The organism is Mitsuaria sp. MSU3D (genome assembly GCF_056867975.1).
The window spans coordinates 2,225,967-2,244,636 of sequence record NZ_CP200314.1; the positions used below are offsets into that span (position 1 = coordinate 2,225,967).

General features: G+C 67.6%; 22 protein-coding genes. 18 read left to right on the forward strand and 4 right to left on the reverse strand.

The window, feature by feature from the left end:
• Nucleotides 1–96: 96 nt before the first annotated feature.
• The gene (locus AC1VNM_RS09675; RefSeq protein WP_483106760.1) at nt 97–396 is read right to left on the reverse strand and encodes a hypothetical protein; all 300 of its coding nucleotides are present in this window, start codon (nt 394–396) and stop codon (nt 97–99) included.
• An 89-nt stretch (nt 397–485) separates the two neighbouring features.
• Here AC1VNM_RS09675 and AC1VNM_RS09680 point away from each other — a divergent pair, with 89 nt between their 5' ends.
• The 5 genes from AC1VNM_RS09680 (at nt 486) to AC1VNM_RS09700 (ending at nt 4,033) form a co-directional block, all read left to right on the forward strand.
• On the forward strand, nt 486–1,013 hold the full coding sequence (locus AC1VNM_RS09680) for a hypothetical protein (protein ID WP_483106761.1): 528 nt from the start codon (nt 486–488) through the stop codon (nt 1,011–1,013).
• Nucleotides 1,014–1,038: 25 nt separating this feature from the next.
• Entirely contained in the window at nt 1,039–1,596 is a 558-nt protein-coding gene (locus tag AC1VNM_RS09685) for a hypothetical protein (protein ID WP_483106762.1), read from the forward strand.
• A 79-nt stretch (nt 1,597–1,675) separates the two neighbouring features.
• Nucleotides 1,676–2,422 (forward strand): endonuclease NucS domain-containing protein, encoded by a 747-nt coding sequence (locus tag AC1VNM_RS09690; RefSeq protein WP_483106763.1) that lies wholly within the window; start codon nt 1,676–1,678, stop codon nt 2,420–2,422.
• 180 nt (nt 2,423–2,602) lie between these two features.
• Nucleotides 2,603–2,848: a hypothetical protein gene (locus AC1VNM_RS09695; RefSeq protein ID WP_483106764.1), complete on the forward strand. Its 246-nt coding sequence runs from the start codon at nt 2,603–2,605 to the stop codon at nt 2,846–2,848.
• 264 nt (nt 2,849–3,112) lie between these two features.
• Nucleotides 3,113–4,033, forward strand: coding sequence for a hypothetical protein (locus tag AC1VNM_RS09700; RefSeq protein ID WP_483106765.1), 921 nt, complete (start codon nt 3,113–3,115; stop codon nt 4,031–4,033).
• Nucleotides 4,034–4,234: 201 nt separating this feature from the next.
• Here the strand turns inward: AC1VNM_RS09700 and AC1VNM_RS09705 are convergent, their stop codons facing one another.
• Entirely contained in the window at nt 4,235–5,074 is an 840-nt protein-coding gene (locus AC1VNM_RS09705; RefSeq protein WP_483106766.1) for a hypothetical protein, read from the reverse strand.
• A gap of 120 nt (nt 5,075–5,194) precedes the next feature.
• Between AC1VNM_RS09705 and AC1VNM_RS09710 the strand changes: the two genes are divergently transcribed.
• The 4 genes from AC1VNM_RS09710 (at nt 5,195) to AC1VNM_RS09725 (ending at nt 6,297) form a co-directional block, all read left to right on the forward strand.
• Complete coding sequence (locus tag AC1VNM_RS09710) at nt 5,195–5,515, forward strand: hypothetical protein (RefSeq protein WP_483106767.1); 321 nt, start codon at nt 5,195–5,197, stop codon at nt 5,513–5,515.
• A gap of 244 nt (nt 5,516–5,759) precedes the next feature.
• Entirely contained in the window at nt 5,760–5,891 is a 132-nt protein-coding gene (locus tag AC1VNM_RS09715) for a hypothetical protein (RefSeq protein ID WP_483106768.1), read from the forward strand.
• Entirely contained in the window at nt 5,878–6,156 is a 279-nt protein-coding gene (locus tag AC1VNM_RS09720; protein ID WP_483106769.1) for a terminase small subunit, read from the forward strand. The genes AC1VNM_RS09715 and AC1VNM_RS09720 overlap by 14 nt, the downstream gene beginning before the upstream one ends.
• The gene (locus tag AC1VNM_RS09725) at nt 6,157–6,297 is read left to right on the forward strand and encodes a hypothetical protein (RefSeq protein ID WP_483106770.1); all 141 of its coding nucleotides are present in this window, start codon (nt 6,157–6,159) and stop codon (nt 6,295–6,297) included.
• Nucleotides 6,298–6,839: 542 nt separating this feature from the next.
• On the opposite strand, the gene AC1VNM_RS09730 is transcribed toward AC1VNM_RS09725, so the two are convergent.
• The gene (locus AC1VNM_RS09730) at nt 6,840–7,328 is read right to left on the reverse strand and encodes a hypothetical protein (protein ID WP_483106771.1); all 489 of its coding nucleotides are present in this window, start codon (nt 7,326–7,328) and stop codon (nt 6,840–6,842) included.
• Nucleotides 7,325–10,942 (reverse strand): nSTAND1 domain-containing NTPase, encoded by a 3,618-nt coding sequence (locus AC1VNM_RS09735; RefSeq protein WP_483106772.1) that lies wholly within the window; start codon nt 10,940–10,942, stop codon nt 7,325–7,327. Before AC1VNM_RS09735 ends, AC1VNM_RS09730 begins: the two co-directional genes overlap by 4 nt.
• A 365-nt stretch (nt 10,943–11,307) precedes the next feature.
• On the opposite strand from AC1VNM_RS09735, the gene AC1VNM_RS09740 reads away from it, so the two are divergent.
• The 9 genes from AC1VNM_RS09740 (at nt 11,308) to AC1VNM_RS09780 (ending at nt 18,650) form a co-directional block, all read left to right on the forward strand.
• Complete coding sequence (locus tag AC1VNM_RS09740; protein ID WP_483106773.1) at nt 11,308–11,880, forward strand: Pvc16 family protein; 573 nt, start codon at nt 11,308–11,310, stop codon at nt 11,878–11,880.
• Between the two features lie 17 nt (nt 11,881–11,897).
• Nucleotides 11,898–12,749, forward strand: coding sequence for a hypothetical protein (locus AC1VNM_RS09745; RefSeq protein ID WP_483106774.1), 852 nt, complete (start codon nt 11,898–11,900; stop codon nt 12,747–12,749).
• Nucleotides 12,750–12,767: 18 nt separating this feature from the next.
• Nucleotides 12,768–14,384, forward strand: coding sequence for a phage tail sheath family protein (locus AC1VNM_RS09750; protein ID WP_483106775.1), 1,617 nt, complete (start codon nt 12,768–12,770; stop codon nt 14,382–14,384).
• Nucleotides 14,385–14,490: 106 nt separating this feature from the next.
• Complete coding sequence (locus AC1VNM_RS09755) at nt 14,491–14,949, forward strand: phage tail protein (RefSeq protein ID WP_431104049.1); 459 nt, start codon at nt 14,491–14,493, stop codon at nt 14,947–14,949.
• Nucleotides 14,949–15,548: a phage tail protein gene (locus tag AC1VNM_RS09760; protein WP_377154465.1), complete on the forward strand. Its 600-nt coding sequence runs from the start codon at nt 14,949–14,951 to the stop codon at nt 15,546–15,548. Before AC1VNM_RS09755 ends, AC1VNM_RS09760 begins: the two co-directional genes overlap by 1 nt.
• 63 nt (nt 15,549–15,611) lie before the next feature.
• Nucleotides 15,612–15,779, forward strand: a complete 168-nt coding sequence (locus tag AC1VNM_RS09765; RefSeq protein ID WP_297526290.1) for a DUF5908 family protein — start codon at nt 15,612–15,614, stop codon at nt 15,777–15,779.
• Between the two features lie 70 nt (nt 15,780–15,849).
• Complete coding sequence (locus tag AC1VNM_RS09770) at nt 15,850–16,542, forward strand: CIS tube protein (protein WP_483106776.1); 693 nt, start codon at nt 15,850–15,852, stop codon at nt 16,540–16,542.
• 1 nt (nt 16,543) lies between these two features.
• Nucleotides 16,544–18,337: a type VI secretion system tip protein VgrG gene (gene vgrG, locus AC1VNM_RS09775; RefSeq protein WP_483106777.1), complete on the forward strand. Its 1,794-nt coding sequence runs from the start codon at nt 16,544–16,546 to the stop codon at nt 18,335–18,337.
• 13 nt (nt 18,338–18,350) lie between these two features.
• A complete protein-coding gene (locus tag AC1VNM_RS09780) occupies nt 18,351–18,650 on the forward strand; it encodes a PAAR domain-containing protein (RefSeq protein ID WP_377154458.1) in 300 nt (99 codons plus the stop codon).
• The last annotated feature ends 20 nt before the right edge of the window (nt 18,651–18,670 follow it).

Here is an 18,670-nt window from a genome sequence, read left to right on the forward strand (position 1 = left end):
GCGCATGCAATGGCCGATCGGGCTTATTCCCCAAGGGTCATGACTTGCCAGCAGAGCTTCCCGAATCGGAGGTGTTTCAAGTTCCGGATCGCCACTCTAGCGATACACATCACAGACGGGACGCGGCACCTGGGCGTTCTTGCGACGCTCGCCGGTGGGATCGCCTTCAAGCCGCTTGATGTAGATCCGGGATCCGTCCGAGCAGATCCCCACGACCTCACCGGCGTTCACCTCCAGCTTCAGCACGCCGTCGCCCTGCCGCACCGTGTCGGCACTGAGGACCTTGTTGGTCCAGATCTTCAACTCGTGCCTCCCCGGCAGCACGTCCACGACCCACAGGTCGCCGCCCCCGGCATCCACGGGCCGCCCGTCCACGGCCAGCAGCTTGAAGCTCATTGAGGCGCGAGAGCCACACGAGGGTTCGGCACGACATGAGGCAACGCTATATTCCGTCGCCTCACCCGCCTGTACAAGCACCCGCCCTCATGCGCCGCTTCCGACCGACCCTCATTGTCCTGCCTCTACTGCTGAGCATGCCCGTCGCCGCGTGGGCGATGACGCCGGAGGAACTGGAGCAGACGCCCACGCTGCCCCGATGCCAGAAGGAAATGGTGAATCTGCCGCCCCTCTTCGATCGCCGGGATGAAGGCATGACACGGGAGCAGGCGATGGCCATCGCCGAGCGCGCGGGTGGCGCCATCATCTCGACGCGCGCGGTGCAGATCGCCTACGACTTTCCGAAGATGCCTCGCGACGGGACGCAGCTCTATACGCTCTGGACCTGTCACGCATTGGCGCATGACGTTCCCGTGCGACCACTGAAGGAGATCGAATCCGAGATGCAGGCATGCTTCAGCAAGCCGGCCTGGGATCGCGAATCCTGCGGCCCTGCCTTGTATCTCAAGGTCATCGGTCTCCCGACGAATTACCAGTCCCGCGGGAAGCAGGTCGTGGTCCTGCCGGCGCCGATCCCTGGCACCACACCACCGAGCCGCGCCGCATCGGCGCCCTGAACGATCGCCCCTTCTCGAGGAAGACATGGCTCATACGACGAAGCGTCTTGTCACGTCCCTGTTGCTGTTGACAGCAGCACTGACGGCCAATGCGCAGCCCGCAGGGCGCGTTCCCGTGAAGCGGGATCTGTTCTCCAGCACGATCCCCGCAGGGCCGGAGTGGAAGCTGCGTGACTCAACCCAGACCTCCCTGTCCTACCAATGGCAAGACCAGGAACGCTTCAGGTCCTGGAACATCCAGCTGACGGCCATCACCATCAAGCCCTCCGAAACGAGAGAGCAAATGATCCGGGAACTCGAGGAGGCGTCCAGTGGCATGCGCGTCCTGCCGGACTCCATCGACGGCGGCCGCCTGGAGATCCTGCCCGCCAGGAAGCGGCGGTACCTGTGCGTCGAGGGCGTCGCCCGTCCTTCGCTGACCAGTGAGAAGCCGATGATGGCCAAGACCAGGGTCGCCATGTGCAGACATCCGAAATACGCGTTCGGGGCCATGCTGATCATGATGAGCGTGGGCGGCAAGACGGGTGACGATCCGGAGCTGGATGGCTTCGATCAGACCGTCGACGATCTGCGGATGAACTAGCCACATCGGCTACCTCGTTCAACCATCGTCGCCAAAGTTCATCCTGAATGGCGCTGAAACGCGACCTGGAGATACCTGCATGGCAACCCTGAATGCAAAGCCCGTCCGTCTGCTCATGCAGGACATGGCAACTTCAATGGGGCTGGGCCCGGACGATACGTTTACGCGCGAACAGGCAATCAAGTGGTTCAAGGAGCACTACCCCAACGTCAAGGAGGGGACTGTCACTGCCCACTTGATCCGGCTCTCGACCAATGCGCCATCGCGCCTGCAGTACAGCGCGAAGGCAGACGGGTCGGACGACCGGTTCTTCAAGATCGACAGCCGCACCTTCCGCCTCTATCGGCCCGCAGAAGACCCGACGCCCCTCCGCGAAGGCGCTCCAGTCACCGACGAGGTCGGGCCGACGCTCACAGGGGTCGAAGCAACGTCGGAGTTCGCCTACGAGCATGACCTGCGGGACTATCTTGCCCGCAACCTCCATCTCATTGACCCATCGCTGCGTCTCTATGAGGACGAAGGCATCCGCGGCATCGAGTTCCCTGCTGGCGGGCGGTTCATTGACATTCTCGCCACGGATGGCCTCGGGTACGTCGTGATCGAGCTCAAGGTGTCCAAGGGGTATGACCGTGTCGTGGGGCAAATCCTCCGATATGTCGGTTGGATCAAGCGCCACCATGCAGATGCGGGTCAACCGGTGCGAGGAATCATCGTGGCCAAGGAGATCAGCGAAGACCTGCGAATCGCGTGCTCCGAAGTGCCGTCCGTGTCCCTCTTTGAATACGAGTTGTCGGTGTCACTCAAGCAAGTGGCGCTGGGAAGCTGAGCCGGTGCAGACGCCCCTCCTTGAACCCCCAAACGATGGATCGAACGGTCTTTGGCGGGAGACCGACGCCGCGTTCGACACAAATCGAGTCCCTGTCGCGCAGTTCAAGACATTGGACGTGGACGACCTCGCTACCCGTTCAAGAACGAAGGCGACTCGGTCCGCTTGAGATCGCCTCAAGTGCACTCGATCAGTGATCCGCACCAGCACCCTGAAGCGCTCGGCGCCGATGAAGCAGCCAACTTCAAGCGCGAGCCCACAGTGATCACCGCGCGCGCCGAGCGACTGCCGATGCAACTGTCCCGGCCGGAGCGGTTCCTGGTTGGCCAGCCCATCATCGCAGCGGCGGAAGCGGCCACGAAGACTGCCCACGTCCGCAGCAAGAAGCTGCGCGAGGTCTATCGCCAGATCCCATACCAGAACTAGGGCCGCGACGACGGCACGGTCTGCTGCGCCCACAGCAACAGGGCGGAGCACGGCAAGGGGAAGAGCATCAAGGCATGCGACACGCGCGGCGCCAGCCAGTGCTCGATTTGCCACCACGCGATCGACCAGGGCTCAGGACTGACGGGCGAGGAGCGGCGGGGCATCTGGGAGGTAGCGCATCGCAAATCGGTGTTGCTGCTGATAAAGCAGGGAGACTGGCCAGCGTGGATAAAACCTCCCGTCATGTGTCCATAGAATGCCTGGATGATCGCCTCACTGCTTCAGCGAATGCCGCCTCGGCTCTTTCGATGGACAAATTACGTCCTCCTGCCGACATTTGCAATCACGGCAGCGCTCACGGGGACGCTGCTGGGACTATTGATCATGTCAACGTTGATGTACTGGGCAGTTGCCTCGTTCACCACTGTGCGGCCATTCTCTGGCGGCGAATTGTTAGTTTGGTTCTCAGAGCTTTCGGGGGAGACTCAGACGGGTGTCGCCACCGCGCTTATCACTGTCCTCGGGTTCTTCATCGCGTTTCGTACTGCTCAAGCTGTTTGGATCCAGCAGGCCCGCCTCACGCGCCTCCATGCTATCGCTGACGAGATCGACGACTTCTACGCAATAGCAACAGAAGCGTTGATGAACATGTCCATCTGGATCGAGCAAGTGGTGGATGCGGTTGACCAATTGGAACGAATTCCTCCACACGATCGTGTAAACCGCCTAAACAAGCTTCGGGTAGTTTTGGCGGACGTGGCCGCATTCATCAATGCGCGCAATGAGATTCGCCGGAGGATGGTCTCCTGTCACCGCCTGACAGGACGGCACATAACCCTGCTTGTTTCCTTTGGAGGCACGCTCACGAGCCTGCAAATCTGCGCGGAAGCCCTGGGAAGGGTTGGCGAGAAAATGTGGGTTGTGGTTCCGCACGACGTGCCGCTGAACTGGGAACTGGCTGATCTTGATCAATACATCGATCGGACTAGGTGGCACTCCCTCGCGGAGCAATGTGACGCGGAGCGCGAGACGATTAGCGCCAACAGCGGCCTTGTGCGGGGAGCGCTGTTGAACTCGCTCATCGACCGAAGTGCCCTTACTGCGCTGGGTATGGGCAGGGTGCTCTTCAACGCCGAAGCCGACGAAGCACTGCACGCGCTACGCCCGAAAAAACGCACGGGTTGACTTGTGCCGCTTCTGCCTTGAAATAGGACCCATCCTTTTATCCGGAGGGTCCCCACCCAGGGGCATGATGAAGAGGGCGGGAGCACTACGGCTAGTCGGATGTGTCCTGTCAGGTGAATTGATGCGACGGCGATCGAGCTCGCCGGCAAGCGGGGCCTTCTCATGCCCCGTGCCCGGCGGGGAACTAGCGAGCGGGCTCCTTCACGCCTTCGTGCCCGATTCGTCCCTGACGTCACCCCGTATGTCCTGCCACGCCTGATTGATCTCCGCACGTTCAACGGAAGAGTCGGTCGAATCGGTGGCGGAACGCTGAAGGAGAGTTCCCACAAAGGGTCGAAGCACTTCGAGGCGAGCTATCGTTTCAGGCCATTCAAGGCGTTCGTCGGCTACAGTTCCGTTCGGATCCGGATCCTCCGCTACTTGCGCGAGCTTGTCGGCGATAAGCCTCATCCGCGTTGCGTGCGTGGGATGCGAAAGGCTATCTGGATGGAAGGGAACTTCCACCATGAACTCGTGGATGAAGTACAGGATCAACATCCGCAAGCGAAGATCGCCAAGATCCGGTTCGCCGACCTTGAACATCCGGTAGACAGCGGCAACTGCGCAAAGATCAGCGTCCATCTCGGTCGCCTTCGTGGTCGCGGTGGTTGGCCCTAGCCTGATCAACACATCCGAATGTCTGCGCAGGGCGTGGTGATACTCATGAAGCGCCGCCCAAACGATCGGCACGTACGCGTGCATTGGCCCCTGGGGTGTTGGGTAGTCGCCGAAGTCTGACGGCCAGTCATTCGACGGCCTGTAGGTGCATGCGCGGGTCATCAAGCCGAGCGTGATCCCACACTGGCCGAAAATCGATGCGCCGCCAATCTGTTCATCCATATCGATCACGAACAGCTCCGGCGCGAGCGCCTCGCCGACGTAGTGCCTGTGTCGTGCTGCCATCGCGTTAAACGCGGCCTCCAACATCGAGGACGTCAGCCGACGAGCTCCGGCGTCTGGAATCTGGTGGACGAATTCGCGAAATGGAATTTGATCTGGCATAGGTTCCTCCCACTGCCCCATTCTGCACGGGTTGACTTCGACGAAACGACGACTGCGATGGACTCCTCCCGCCAAGGTGAGGGATACCGCCGCCAGCAACGGCAGTCGTTGAGAAGCACCATGTTGTCCAAACGTTCGTTGATCCTGGGTCCGCTGATGGCCTTCGCCCTCGCCGCGGCCGCCTTCATGAGTTCGTCGGCGGTGCACGCCGCCACGGATCCGCCGGTCTTCGCCGCGTCGACCGCGACCGCCGACCAGTCGCCCGAGGCGAAGACCGTCACCGGCTACGCGACGGCCGACCTGGTGGTCGCCGCTTTCGCGGTGGTCGCGACCGTCGGCTTCATCGTCTGGCTCAATGGCTTCTGGAAGCGCGGCAGCTACGTGCCGAGCTCGCCGGGCCGACCGAACAAGGATCCGCTGGAGCCGTACCCGCGCGAGTGACGACAGCCATGAATCACATGGGAGTGAATGCGTAGGCTGATGCGTGGGGTATGGACGCGAACCAGCGTGGACAGGGCTCCTAAGGTGGATCGCCGCCTGCAATGAAAAACGCCGCCCCACCTTGTGCCGAGATCAGCGCCGGCCATTCCCACCAGTCCGGCCAAGTGCCGGGGTTTGTCATTCTGGACGGGTTGACTTTCGACCTTTCGCACTTGCAATGCACGCATGCCCAACGCGCATGTGCATGAGCACCGATACCCCCACGCCGAACATCTACGAGCAGGTCCTGAAGCAGGTGCAGGACCGCCGCGGCAGCCAGGCGCAACGTGGCCGATCGGAGCGCCAGCAGCAGCACGACCGCGATGACGACCGCTAAGCCCGCCAAAGGCGCGGCGAAGAAGGCGCCTGTCAGGAAGGCCCCGCGCAAGCCCGCGGCGGCGAAAACCGTGTCCACCGCCACGGAGGTCAAGCGCTTCATCGAGGAGTACCTGATCGACTTAAACGGCGCACAGGCCTACGTTCGATCGCACCCTGGCTTGAAGATGACGACGGCCCGCGTCGAATCAGGGCGGCTCCTTGCCAATCCTCTGGTTGAGGAACGGATCGCTGCAGCGCGCAAGAAGACGAGCGATCGCCTCTAAATGACGCGCGAGACGCTGCTGGAGCAGCTGAGCAACATCGTGCTGGCAGATCCACGCGAGCTCATGGAGTACGTCGTCACGTGCTGCCGGAACTGCCACGGCATCGGCTTCGCGTTCCAGTGGGTCGGCCAGGCCGAGTAAGGCGAAGGCGGAGCACCGAGAGACGCTGGCGAACCTGAAGGGCGTCGAGAATCCGCCGGCTTTCGTCGAGCCGACGGATGTGGGCGACTACGGCTTCGTAGGCTGCCGCCAATCCTCACCGGCATTGATTCACAGAGCGGGCACCGGGCGAGCTTCGCGTTGCTCGCCACCTCCAGGCTGCACACATTGCAAGTACCCGATTGATCGAGGTCGCCGGTGGTCAGTCCTTCGACCGACCGTGCCACCACTCGGATGACAGGTGGATAGCGATCATCCGCCACCTGATCGACGTAGAACACACTTGCGAGCGTATAGATCGACAGGCATTCCCTCAGGTCGCCTTACCGTAGAGGGAGAGCCGTCTCGTGAATGAATGCGGCAAGGTCGCCTTCAGACAGCGAACGAAAGTACGCGAGTGCGGAAGCACGGTCCATGGGCAGGCCAACCGAGAGTCAGTGGATGAGGTTGACTCTAGCGGACACAGGGCGAGACGCGTCCGGTCAGTGCCGGAGCCGAGACAAGCCTACGCGCCGTTCTCGCCGTCAATTGCTCCCGTTCTTGATCTCCGGATCCGAGGTCGCGACCAGGAAGTCCACCTTGTCGCCGTCCGACGGCGAGCGGAACACCAGGATGACGCCGCGCTTCGTGTCCGGCATCACCGGGATGATCAGCGAGGTCGCCTTCGGCTTGCCGGTCGCGATGAAGCTGTTGTTGAGGTTGCACGCCGAGTTCAGCGTCTTGGCCACCGCGGAGACCAGCGTGAGGTCCAGCTCCGCCGGGGGCTTCTCGTTCCCGCCTTGCGTCGTGGCGCGTTGCGCCAGCTGGAAGAAGGGCGCGCCGCTCTGCATCGGCGTGCCGCTTTCGATCTGGTTCCACTGGTCGTCGTAGTAGCGGCACGCCACGAGGGTCGTCTTCCCGCTGCTGTGATTGACCGTCTCCAGGGTCCACGGCACCACGTAGAACGTCGCCACGCCCGGGGTGTCGAGGGGCACGCCGGCCGTCGATTCATCGATCATTGCGAAATCAGTCATGACACAGGTTTCCTTGTCGTCGTTGAGGTTGAAGCGGGGGTTGAAGTGGGGGTCGACATGGGGGTCGAAGGAAGTGCGGACGTCGTGATCCGGCTCGGCGCGTAGCCGCCCGCGCGCAGGCGCGCCGCCGCCTCGGTGTCGGCCGCCGCCTCGCCCAGGCAGCGCCGGGCCGCGAGCCAGGCCTCCAGCACGAGGCCGCCCTGCCCGGCCATCACCGCCGAGCCCAGACCGTCGCGCAGTTGCAGGCAGACGCCTCGCGAGCCGGTCATGGCGCCGACTCGCGCTCCGTCTCGCGCGCCGTCGCGAAGGCCGTCGCGGGGTCCGTGCGCCTCGGGCATCGCCAGCGCCATCAGCCCGAGCCGCGCCTTCAGCTCGAGGGTCTGCCAATGCCGCGGCGCCAGCGCGAGCAGCGACTGCACCTCGTCACCGGCCGCCGCATGCAGCCGTTGGAAGTCCTCGCGCGCGCCACCGCGCGCCGCCAGCATCGTCTCGGCGACCGCCAATCGCGCCAGCACCTCGCGGCGCATGAATTCGCGGCTCGGCTCCGCGTCGGGCCGCGCGGGCACCTGGCCGCGGAGCGCGTCCAGCGCTTCGCGCACCGCCATCCCCGCGTCCGTCTGCAGCAGCAGGAGGCTGGCCTGCGCATGCAGCCGGTCCGCCGACCAGTAGCGGTTGCTGGCATCGCGGCGCTCCACATCGCGCAGGAGCTCCACGGCCGCGCTCATCACCGCGAGTCCTTCGTGGACACGGCCCATCGCCCACAACGCATCGCCGCGCCGCGCCTCCACCGTCGCCAGATCGCGCTGGCGCACGAGCGCGTCGGGCGAGCGCGCCGCCAGCGTCGCCAGCGGTTGCCGGGCCAGATCGAACAGCGCCAGCGCCTCCACCGGATTGCCCCGGACATACGCGACCCGCCCGAGCCAGATGCGCGAGCTCGCCACCGACTCCTGCGCTTCCGCGTTCTCCGGCTTCAGCGCCAGCGTCGCCAGCTTCATCGCGAGCGCCTGCTCGAACCAGCGCTGCGCCTCGTCCCAGGCCGCGCGCCGGACCGCGATGGAGCCCAGGCTGTTCACCGCGAACGCGAGTTCGACCGGCGCGTCCGCGTCGTCGGGCAAGACCTGGCGCCAGGTCTGCGACGCCTGCCGGTAACGCGTCATCTCCTGCGAAGCCGTGTCGAAGTCACCGGCGTCGTAGGCGATCTGGCCGAGCCAGAACGACGCGGCGCCCAATGTCTTGTAGTAGGCGGCGGGATCCTGCTGCGCGGCCAGCGACAGCGGCGCCAGCAGCCGCCGCGCCGCCTGCAGCGCATCGATCGCGATGTCGGTGCGACCCTGTCCGCGGCTGCTGTTGACCTCGCCGATCACCACCAGCGCCCGGGCGCGCTGCAGCGCGTCGGCGGGGGTCTCGCGGCCGCCCTCGGCCGGCGCCAGCAGCTTCACGCCCTGCTCGCCGATGCGGCTGAGCACGTCGAGCTGCCCCATCGGCCGCAGCTTGTCCGCCAGCTCGCCCAGCATGAAGGACGCCAGTTGCCGGCTCTGGCGCTGGCGTTCCGCCGCGACCTCGGCCTGCCGCGCATAGCCGATCGCGGCGATGCCCGCGATGCCGGCCAGCAGGAAGGCGCCCGTGCTCGCCGCGCCCAGACCCCAGCGCTGGCGGCGCAGGCGCCGCTGCGAGCGCTCGATGAAATCCCGCTCCTCATCGCCGAACAGCTGCGGCGCCTCCGCCAGCGCGCGCGCCGCCGTCCACAGCGTCGAGCCGCGCGGCATCAGCAGCGGGCCGGCCCGGTCCGCCTCGATCCAGCGCGCGACCCACGGCCGCAGTTCGTCGCGCGCGGCCAGCGACGCGCGGTGCTGCGCGACCCACGACGTCACGCGGGGCCAGCGTCGCAGCAGCGCTTCGTGCGCGACGCGGTAGCCGCTCACGCCTGCGCTTGCCCCTCCGCTCAACCCTCCGTTGATCGCCCCGTTCGTGCCTGCGTTCAAGCCTGCGTTGCCGCCGGCCAGGTCCGCCACCAGCAGTCGCGCATCGACGAAGGCACGCACCAACGCCTGTTCCTGCGGGTCCGTCAGCTCGGACGCGGCGATCCAGCGGCTGGTCGGCGACGCCTCCTCGCCGCCCAGCGTGACGAGCCGGGGCAGCAGCCGCGGCAACGCCTCCTGCTGGGCCGCCGGCAGCTCGCCGAGCAACGCCTCCGCACGGCGCCCGATCGCGCCTTCCAGGCCGCCGAGGTCCTCGTAGGCCGACCACGTCAGCACGTCCCCCGGCGCGCGGTGCAGGTAGAGCTGCTGCAGCGTGTACTGCAGCAGCGGCAAGGCATCTGCCGCCTGCATCGCGTCGATGCACAGCCGGTCGTCGAGGCGGTTGAGGCCGCTCTCGTCGGCACCGTAGCTCAGGCCCGCGGCGCGCGCCGGAAGGCGGATCATCTGCGCGATCGCGCGCGCGTCGGGCGGCGCCAGGTCCAGGTGGGCGCCGTCCTCCTTGCCGCGCATCAGCGACGGCCAGCGGGCCAGCGCGGCATAGAAGTCATTGCGGCAGATCGCCAGCACGACCATCCGCGCGCTGGTCACCAGGCGGTCGAGCATCGCGAGCCACGCGCGGAGATGCCCGTCGTCGTCCTGGAAGATCGCCTCCAGCCGGTCCAGCACCAGCAGCGGCGGGGCCTGCGCGCCGCTGCGCAGCGCGCGCGTGGCGTCCAGCCCGATCTCGAGCTGCCGCAGCACCTCGCCCGGTGCCTCGCGCAGATCCGCGGCCAGCGTGTCGATGCTGTAGCCGGACAGCAGCGGCACGCCCTGGCATTCCCAGTCCAGCATCGCACCGGCCACCCCGGCCCAGGCGTCCAACCCGCCCAACGCGCCGAGGTCCACCAGCGCCGCCGCGCTGACGCGCAGCAACGGGCCGCTGGAGCCGCCCAGGCCGGTATCCGGCGCAACGCCGACCAACGGCGTCGAGCCCGAGCCCGAGGTCGAGGTCGAGGTCGACCCCGAAGCCCCTCGCGTCAACGCCGGCACCAGGCCCGCCTGCACCAGTGAGGTCTTGCCCGAGCCGCTCGGCCCCAGCAGCACCACCAGCGGGTGGCCCGAGCGCCATTGCCGTGTCAGACGCAGGTGCAGCGCCGCGACGGCATCGTCGCGGCCGAAGAACACGCTCGCATGTGCCGCGTCGAACGGCTCCAGCCCGCGGAACGGCGACAGCCCGCGCCACCCGCCGGCGTGGCTGCGCGGCCCTTCCGCCGACAGCACGCCGATCGGCGCCACCAGCCGGTAGCCCTGCTTGCGGATGGTCTCCAGATAACGCGGCGAGGTGGCGCTGTCGCCGAGCGCCCGGCGCAGGCCGGCCACCACCTTGTGCACCGGGTTGTCCCCGAGCGTCGTGGCCTCCGGCCAGCAGTCCTGCAGCAGCGCCTCGGCGGACACCACCTCGCCCGGATGACGGCACAGCGCGGCCAGCACCGCCATCGGACGCGGCTCCAGCGTCACGGTCTCGTCATCGCGACGCAGCCGGCGCGTGGGCACGTCGACGATCCAGTCGCCGAGCAGGAAGCTCAGCGGCTCGCCCGCCTTCATCCCGCGAGCGGACGTCGCGGGCGGCGGACCCTCCTCGGTCCTCGGATCCATTGCTTCACCTCCTGAGCCCGGCCTCTTCGGACCGTGAGCGCGGAGTCTAGGAGCGGCGGCCCCGCACGTGTGCATGTCCACCCCGAAAGGGTTGACAGCTTGACAGGGGACAACGCGCGCTTGCGCCGCAACCGCGATCCGCCAGTGCGGCGGTCCGAGCCGAATCTCCGCAAACCCGGCCCTCAACATCGGCATCCGTCGGATGGGACGCGAGGGCGCGCGCTCCTATCGTTCAACGCATCGACAGCCCGGTGCCTCCGCACCTCCAGCCGTTCCCCCACTCGCCCCTTCGCCACCGCCTCGCCGCCCCTTCACCCGCTCCTTCATCCGCGCCCTCACCCGCAGCCTCAACCCACCGGCCCACCATGATCGACGCCGCCCTCCTCCACATCGCCGGCCACCTGAACGCCGTGCTGCGCCGCTCGCACCAGTCGGCGGAGGACCTCGTCGCCGTGACCGCGCTGCATGAAGCGGACGGCGCCCCGGCGGCCGGCGCGGCGCATCGGCTCTGCGCCTTCCTGGTCAACCTGGAACGCGACGCCGTCCCCGGCATGCCGGCGCACACGCTGGCCAGCGGCGACCGGATGGCGCGCTCCGCCCCACCGGTCCAGTTGAACCTGCTGGTGATGTTCGCGGCGAACTACGGCGGCAGCACCTATCCGGAGGCGCTCAAGCTGGTCTCCAGCACCATCGCCTGCTTCCAGGCCACGCCGGTGCTCGATCCGCAGAACTCGCCCGGCCTGGACCCGCGCATCGACAAGCTCACGCTGAACATCGAGCCGCTCACCCTGCACGACCTGTCCACGCTGTGGGGCGTGCTGGGCGGCCGCTACGTGCCGTCGGTGCTCTACCGCGTGCGGCTCCTCACCATCGACGCCCGCAAGCCCGACGCGCAACTGCCGCCGGTGCGCACGCCGGCGGTCGGTGTCCACGGCTGAACGGGCGGGAGCACGGCATGAGTCACAGGGGCCCCTACTTCCCGTTGCTGCAGGTGGACGTCGACCACGGCTACTACGCCGACGGCCGCTGCCGCGGGCTGCGCTTCGTCCCCGCCGGATCCACCGCCGAGCGGCTGCGCCGCGCCGACGCGCTGGTGCGGGCCGACGGCGGATCGCTCCGCATCGACGGCCCGGCCGAAGCGGTCGAGCATCTGCGCGCCGATGCCGAGGACGCCGCGTTGAGCTGGTGCGTGTTCGCCACCGACGACGACTTCGCCTGCGGCACCGAGGACGCCGCCGACCGGCCACGCGAGTTGCTGTGGGTCGAGCCGGGCCGATCGGACGGCGATCCCTCGGTCGTCCTCGATGCATCGCCAAGAGCGATCGACGCGCCCGAATGCCAGCCGCTGCTGACTCAGCGCGACCGTCGCCTGCCGCCCTTCGCGCTGCTGCACCTGTCGCTGGCACATCTGCCGGCGCAAGGCCCCTCGCGCGATCCCGCGGCCTGGCCGGTGCGCCACCGCTGGCCGCTGGCGCCGCGCGCCACGGTCTGGAAGTACTGCCTGCTCGGCGACTGGACCGAGCCCGCGCTCGCCGTCGTCGACCTGGCCGGCGAGACCGATTTCACCGCGCCCGCGCTGGAGCGCCTGGACGACGGCACGCCGATGCTGGCGATCCGGTCCCGCGGCCGCGTGCCGCTGGCGCAGCGCTCGCCGCGCCGATTCCAGCTGCGCAGCCGCATCGAGGCGGGCGCAGGCAACGACAAGGTGCTGATCCGCCGCCTGCCCACGGCAGCGGCGCAACTGCTCGCCCGCGAAATGATCGACGGCCAACCGGCGATCGTCTCCGAGATCCACGTGCATCGCTAACCCGCAGAGGAGGCCGCCATGGCTATGAAGACACCCGGTGTCTATATCGTCGAGAAGAATGCGTTTCCCAATTCGGTCGTCGAGGTGGCCACCGCGGTGCCCGCCTTCGTCGGCTACACCCGCCGGGCCGAGAACGGCGGCAAGTCGCTGCTGAACAAGCCCTGGCGCATCAGCTCGATGGCGGAGTACCACACCTACTTCGGCCACGGCCCCGACCCCCACCTGACCATCGCCGAGGCGCCGCCCAACACGCGCTCCGACTTCCGCGGCGACGACAAGGACTACGCCCTGACCCAGGCCGACGGCGCCGAAGGCGGCCGCTTCCTGCTGTACCACGGCATGGTCCACTTCTTCCAGAACGGCGGCGGGCCCTGCTACGTCGTCTCCGTGGGCAACTACGGCGGCCTGGTCGAGGCGCAGGCGCTCACCGACGGCATCGACACGCTGATCAAGGAGCAGGAACCGACCATGCTGGTCATCCCCGACGCGGTGCTGCTCAAGCGCGCCGACTGCGTCGCGGTCCAGCAGGCCATGCTGCAGCACTGCGGCGGCCGCATGCGCAACCGCATCGCCCTCCTCGACGTCTGGAACGGCTACCTGGACCGCAAGGACCCGGGCGGCGATCCGATCGAGGGCTTCCGCAACGACCTGGGCGTCAACTTCCTGGACTTCGCCGCGGCCTACTACCCGTGGGTCAACACCACCGTCGTGCAGGACAAGGACCTGGACTACACCCGCATCGCCAACCCGGCGCTGCTGGCCCAGCTGCTGCGCAAGGAGCTGTCGCTGCCCGACGCCGTCGACCCCGCGATGCCCCCGCGCGCCGCGCAGCAGACGCAGGCCGTGGCCGACATCCTCAAGACCGACGAGGACTGGACCAAGTACGTCACCGACCTGGTCAACACCTCCACCAAGTCCGACCTCGAGAAGCAGAAGGCGCTCACGCCCGCCGCGCTCGCCGTCGCGGTGGAGACGCACAAGTCGCTGCTGCACAAGAGCCTGGTCTCGATGAGCCCGCTCTACAACACCGTGATGACCGAGGCGCGCAACCGGCTCAACCTGCTGCCGCCCTCCGCCGCGATGGCCGGCGTGTACACGATGGTCGACAACAGCCGCGGCGTCTGGAAGGCGCCCGCCAACGTCAGCCTCAACGGCGTGGTGTCGCCCGAGGTGACCATCTCGCACGAGGACCAGGAAGACCTCAACGTCACGACGCAGGGCAAGTCGATCAACGCGATCCGGTCCTTCATCGGCGAGGGCGTGCTCGTCTGGGGCGCCCGCACGCTGGACGGCAACAGCCTGGACTGGCGCTACATCAACGTGCGCCGCACGATGATCATGCTGGAGGAGTCCTGCCGGCTGGCGTCCAAGGCGATGGTGTTCGAGCCCAACGTGGCCAATACCTGGGTGACCATCAAGAGCATGATCTCCAGCTTCCTCACCGGGATCTGGAAGCGCGGCGGCCTGGCCGGCGCGGTCCCCGACGACGCCTTCAGCGTCCACGTCGGCCTGGGCGAGACGATGACCGCCGAGGACATCCTCGAGGGCATCCTGCGCGTGACCGTCCTGGTCGCCATCAGCCGCCCGGCCGAGTTCATCGAGATCACCTTCCAGCAGCAGATGCAGAAGTCGTGATGCCGCGCGTCCCCGATGCCATCGGCATCGCGGGCGTCCCCGGATCTCGGCGCCGTATCGCGCGCACCTTCAATTTTCGACCTCATAACCCTCGTGGAGGCAGGCAATGGCAGACGACGGATCAGCGCAATCGGGCACGGTGTGGCCCCTCCCCAAGTTCCGTTTCGAAGTGAAGTGGGACTCGGCGGTGATGTCCTTCCAGGAGGTCTCCGGCCTGGACGTGGAAGCCCAGCCCATCGAGTACCGGCACGGGGACAGCCCCGCGTTCTCGGTGCTCAAGATGCCGGGCATGAAGAAGTACAGCGACGTCACGATGAAGAAAGGCGTCTTCAAGGGCGACAACAAGTTCTGGGACTGGTTCAACGAGATCAAGATGAACACCATCAAGCGCAAGCCGGTGACCATCAGTCTCCTGGACGAGGCCGGCAAGCCCACGATGGTCTGGACGCTGGCCAACGCCTGGCCGACCAAGATCACCAGCACCGACCTGAAGTCCACCGGCAACGAGGTGGCGATCGAGACCATCGTGATCGCGCACGAAGGCCTCGTCATCGCCAACGCCTGATGCCGCCGGTCCCGCCCGCGCCGCCGCTGCCGCCCGCGGCCCGTCCGTCGGCGCGGGTGAGCCCGACGCCGGCGGCGGCGAAGCGGCCGTCCGCGGCGGCCGGCGCGGCGGGGCCCGGCACCGCGTCGGCCTCGGCCGCGCTGCGGGCGGAGATGCTCTACCCGCCGCCGGCCTTCCGCTTCGCGGTGACCTTCGGGTCGGCCGGCAGGAACAGCGACAACGCCTTCCGCGAGGTCACGGGCCTGGGGCCGGAGCTGGACACGGAGACGGTGGTCGAAGGCGGACAGAACACCTTCGTCCACCAGCTGCCCAAGCCGGCCAAGCATCCGAAGCTGGTGCTCTCGCGCGGCGTCGCGACGATGGAGTCGGGCCTGCTGCAGTGGTGCCAGGAGGTGCTGGAAGGCGGCTTCGCGCAGCCCATCGTGCCGCAGCTGCTGCACGTCTTCCTGCTCGACCAGGACGGCGGTCCGCTGCGGGTGTGGTCGGTGCGGAACGCGTATCCGGTGAAGTGGTCGGTCGAGGCCTTCCAGTCCACCCGCAACGAGGTCGCCATCGAACGCGTCGAGCTGGCCTACGCCGGATCGAGCCGCCTGGTGTGACGGCACGGCAGGACGACCACGACCGCCCCGGGATCAAGACCTGACCCCCGATCGAGAAAGACCATGAGCATCGAAGTCAGACAACTGCTGATCCGCTCGCAAGTGACGCCCGCACCGGCGCCGCCCGCGCCCGCGATCGCCCAGCGGGACCTGCAGCGGCTGCGCGAGCAGCTGCTCGCCGAATGCCGCGCCTGGCTGGCCGACCGGCTGCGCGCGCAGCGGGAGCGTTGAGATGCCGGCGCCCGCCACCGCTTCGTCGTCCTCGACTTCGTCGTCGTCCTCATCGAAGTCGTCATCGTCGATGTCCGCCTCGCCGCAGCTGACCCGGCTGCTGCTGACGCGCTACAACCTCAGCAAGACCGGCACGGTCGAGCTGGACAAGGACGTCACCTTCCAGGCGCAGATCAACCCGTCCGAGTTCAGCCACAGCTTCGGCATCCGCTACGACAAGACCAAGTCGCAGGGCTCGCCGGGCGTGGAGCCGAAGTTCAGCGCCATCGACGACGAGCGCGTCAATTTCTCCATCGTGCTGGACAGCACCGGCGTGGTCCCGCCCGTGCCGGGCCAGCCGACGGACGTGAAGGGCCAGCTCGCCCAGCTCAACAAGGTCGTGTACGAGTACATCGACCTGCGCACCGAGCCGCCCTACGTCCGCGTGCTGTGGGGCACGCTGATCTTCTTCGGCCGGCTGGAGTCGCTGAAGGCGCAGTACACGCTGTTCAAGCCGGGCGGCGATCCGCTGCGCGCGAAGGTGGACCTGGCCTTCGTCGGCGCGATGAGCAAGGAGGAGGAGCGCCGCGTCACCAGCCGCGCCAGCACCTCCGACCTGACGCAGACGGTGAAGATGAAGCAAGGCGATTCGTTGGGCGCGCTCTGCGAGAAGATCTACGGCGACTCCTCCGCCTTCATGAAGGTCGCCCGCTACAACGGCCTGAACGACTTCCGCGCCATCCCGCCCGGGACGGTGCTGAAGTTTCCACCGGTGGGGAAGTGACATGCCCGGCGTCTCCCCGCTCCAGGACACCGTCGGCGTCGTCACGCTCAGCGTGCTCGTCGACGGCGAGCGCCTGCCCGAAAGCGCCGACCTCATGTCGGTGACCGTGCGCCGCGCCGCCAACACCGTGCCCAGCGCGCGGCTCGTCTTCAACGACGGCGACATGCCGGACCGCGAGTTCCCGCTCAGCGACGCGGCCCACTTCAAGCCCGGCGCCGCGCTCACCGTGCAGGCCGGCTACGGCCGGCAGGAGGAGACGATCTTCGAAGGCCTGGTCGTGCGCCACGGCCTGCGGGTCGAGGGCGACAACGACGCGCGCCTGGTCGTCGACTGCCGCGACAAGGCGGTGAAGATGACGGTGGGCCGGCGCAACGTGAACTACATCGACCAGCTCGACAGCGACATCATGAGCACGCTGGCCGGCGCGCACGGCCTGTCCGCCGACGTCGAGGCGACCACGATCACGCATCCCGAGCTGGTGCAGCACTTCTGCAGCGACTGGGACTTCCTGCTGACGCGGGCCGACGCCAACGGCATGCTGGTCCTCGTCAACGACGGCGCGCTGGCCGTCGCCGCGCCCAAGGCCGGCGGCGAAGCGGCGTTGTCGGTCACCTACGGCGTCGACCTGATCTCGTTCGAGGGCGACGTCGACGCGCGGCACCAGTACGGCAGCGCGATGGCGGTGTCCTGGGACCCCAAGGCGCAGGCCGCGCTGGAAGGCACCGCCGCCGATCCCGCCACGCTGCCGGTGCAGGGCGACCTCGACACCAGCACGCTGTCGGAGGTCATCGGCCTGGCGAGCTTCCGGCTGCAGGCCGGCGCGCCGCAGTCGCGCGACATGCTGACGCAGTGGGCCAAGGCGCAGCAGCTCAAGTCGGGCCTGGCGCGCCTGCGCGGCCACCTGAGCTTCCAGGGCAGCGCCAAGGCCAAGGTCGGCGGGCTCATCGACCTGCAGGGCGTGGGCAAGCGCTTCAGCGGCACGGTCTTCATCACCGGGCTGCGCCACCACATCGAGGACGGCGCGTGGACGACCGAGGCGGACTTCGGCCTCGATCCCGACTGGTTCAGCGCGCGGCCCGACGTGCCGGCGCTGCCGGCGGCCGGCCTGCTGCCGCCCGTGCCGGGCCTGCAGGTCGGCGTGGTGATGAAGCTCGACGCCGACCCGGCCGGGGAGCAGCGCATCCAGGTCAAGGTCCCCGTGCTGCAGGCCGAGACCGAAGGCGTCTGGGCGCGGCTGCTGCAGTCGCACGCCAGCAGCGGCTTCGGCGCATTCTTCCTGCCGGAGGTCGGCGACGAGGTCGTGCTGGGCTACTTCGCCGGCGACCCCTCGCACCCGGTCATCCTGGGCAGCCTCTACAGCAGCAGCCGCACGCCGCCCTATGCGCTGGCCGCGCCCAACGACACCAAGGCCTTCGTCACGCGCTGCAAGCACAAGCTCGAGTTCGACGAGAAGGACAAGGTCATCACCGTCACCACGCCGGGCAACAACCGCATCGTGCTGAGCGACAAGGACAAGTCCATCCTGCTCGCGGACCAGAACGGCAACACGGTCGAGCTCGGTCCCTCCGGCATCGCGCTGGACAGCCCCAAGGACATCACCGTCACCGCCAAGGGCCAGATCAAGCTGGACGCCGTCGGCGCGGTGTCGATCACGTCCAAGGCCGACGTGAAGACCGCCGGCATGAACGTGAACAACGAGGCGCAGATCGCCTTCTCCGCCAAGGGCAACGCCTCTGCGGAACTCTCGGCCTCGGGTCAGACCGTGGTCAAGGGCGCGATGGTCATGATCAATTGAGGAAGGACACGCCATGCCGCCCGCCGCCCGACTCACCGACCTGCATGTCTGCCCCATGGTCACGCCCGGCCTGCCGCCGATCCCGCACGTGGGCGGCCCGGTCATCGGGCCCGGCGTGCCGACGGTGCTCATCGGCTCGCTGCCCGCCGCCGTGCTGGGCGACAACGCGACCTGCGTCGGCCCGCCGGACGCGATCGTGATGGGCTCCACCACGGTGCTGATCGGCAACAAGCCGGCGGCGCGCGTCGGCGACCCCACCGCGCACGGCGGCAACATCGCGATCGGCCTGCCGACCGTGCTGATCGGCGGATGACGCCGCCGCCCGGACTTCCC

Excerpts from the sequence above, each read along its gene's own strand:
- AC1VNM_RS09675 (WP_483106760.1), bottom strand. The coding sequence starts at position 396 with ATGAGCTTCAAGCTGCTGGCCGTGGACGGGCGGCCCGTGGATGCCGGG.
- AC1VNM_RS09680 (WP_483106761.1), top strand. The coding sequence starts at position 486 with ATGCGCCGCTTCCGACCGACCCTCATTGTCCTGCCTCTACTGCTGAGC.
- AC1VNM_RS09685 (WP_483106762.1), top strand. The coding sequence starts at position 1,039 with ATGGCTCATACGACGAAGCGTCTTGTCACGTCCCTGTTGCTGTTGACA.
- AC1VNM_RS09690 (WP_483106763.1), top strand. The coding sequence starts at position 1,676 with ATGGCAACCCTGAATGCAAAGCCCGTCCGTCTGCTCATGCAGGACATG.
- AC1VNM_RS09700 (WP_483106765.1), top strand. The coding sequence starts at position 3,113 with ATGATCGCCTCACTGCTTCAGCGAATGCCGCCTCGGCTCTTTCGATGG.
- AC1VNM_RS09705 (WP_483106766.1), bottom strand. The coding sequence starts at position 5,074 with ATGCCAGATCAAATTCCATTTCGCGAATTCGTCCACCAGATTCCAGAC.
- AC1VNM_RS09710 (WP_483106767.1), top strand. The coding sequence starts at position 5,195 with ATGTTGTCCAAACGTTCGTTGATCCTGGGTCCGCTGATGGCCTTCGCC.
- AC1VNM_RS09715 (WP_483106768.1), top strand. The coding sequence starts at position 5,760 with ATGAGCACCGATACCCCCACGCCGAACATCTACGAGCAGGTCCTGAAG.
- AC1VNM_RS09720 (WP_483106769.1), top strand. The coding sequence starts at position 5,878 with ATGACGACCGCTAAGCCCGCCAAAGGCGCGGCGAAGAAGGCGCCTGTC.
- AC1VNM_RS09725 (WP_483106770.1), top strand. The coding sequence starts at position 6,157 with ATGACGCGCGAGACGCTGCTGGAGCAGCTGAGCAACATCGTGCTGGCA.
- AC1VNM_RS09730 (WP_483106771.1), bottom strand. The coding sequence starts at position 7,328 with ATGACTGATTTCGCAATGATCGATGAATCGACGGCCGGCGTGCCCCTC.
- AC1VNM_RS09735 (WP_483106772.1), bottom strand. The coding sequence starts at position 10,942 with ATGGATCCGAGGACCGAGGAGGGTCCGCCGCCCGCGACGTCCGCTCGC.
- AC1VNM_RS09740 (WP_483106773.1), top strand. The coding sequence starts at position 11,308 with ATGATCGACGCCGCCCTCCTCCACATCGCCGGCCACCTGAACGCCGTG.
- AC1VNM_RS09745 (WP_483106774.1), top strand. The coding sequence starts at position 11,898 with ATGAGTCACAGGGGCCCCTACTTCCCGTTGCTGCAGGTGGACGTCGAC.
- AC1VNM_RS09750 (WP_483106775.1), top strand. The coding sequence starts at position 12,768 with ATGGCTATGAAGACACCCGGTGTCTATATCGTCGAGAAGAATGCGTTT.
- AC1VNM_RS09755 (WP_431104049.1), top strand. The coding sequence starts at position 14,491 with ATGGCAGACGACGGATCAGCGCAATCGGGCACGGTGTGGCCCCTCCCC.
- AC1VNM_RS09760 (WP_377154465.1), top strand. The coding sequence starts at position 14,949 with ATGCCGCCGGTCCCGCCCGCGCCGCCGCTGCCGCCCGCGGCCCGTCCG.
- AC1VNM_RS09765 (WP_297526290.1), top strand. The coding sequence starts at position 15,612 with ATGAGCATCGAAGTCAGACAACTGCTGATCCGCTCGCAAGTGACGCCC.
- AC1VNM_RS09770 (WP_483106776.1), top strand. The coding sequence starts at position 15,850 with ATGTCCGCCTCGCCGCAGCTGACCCGGCTGCTGCTGACGCGCTACAAC.
- vgrG (WP_483106777.1), top strand. The coding sequence starts at position 16,544 with ATGCCCGGCGTCTCCCCGCTCCAGGACACCGTCGGCGTCGTCACGCTC.
- AC1VNM_RS09780 (WP_377154458.1), top strand. The coding sequence starts at position 18,351 with ATGCCGCCCGCCGCCCGACTCACCGACCTGCATGTCTGCCCCATGGTC.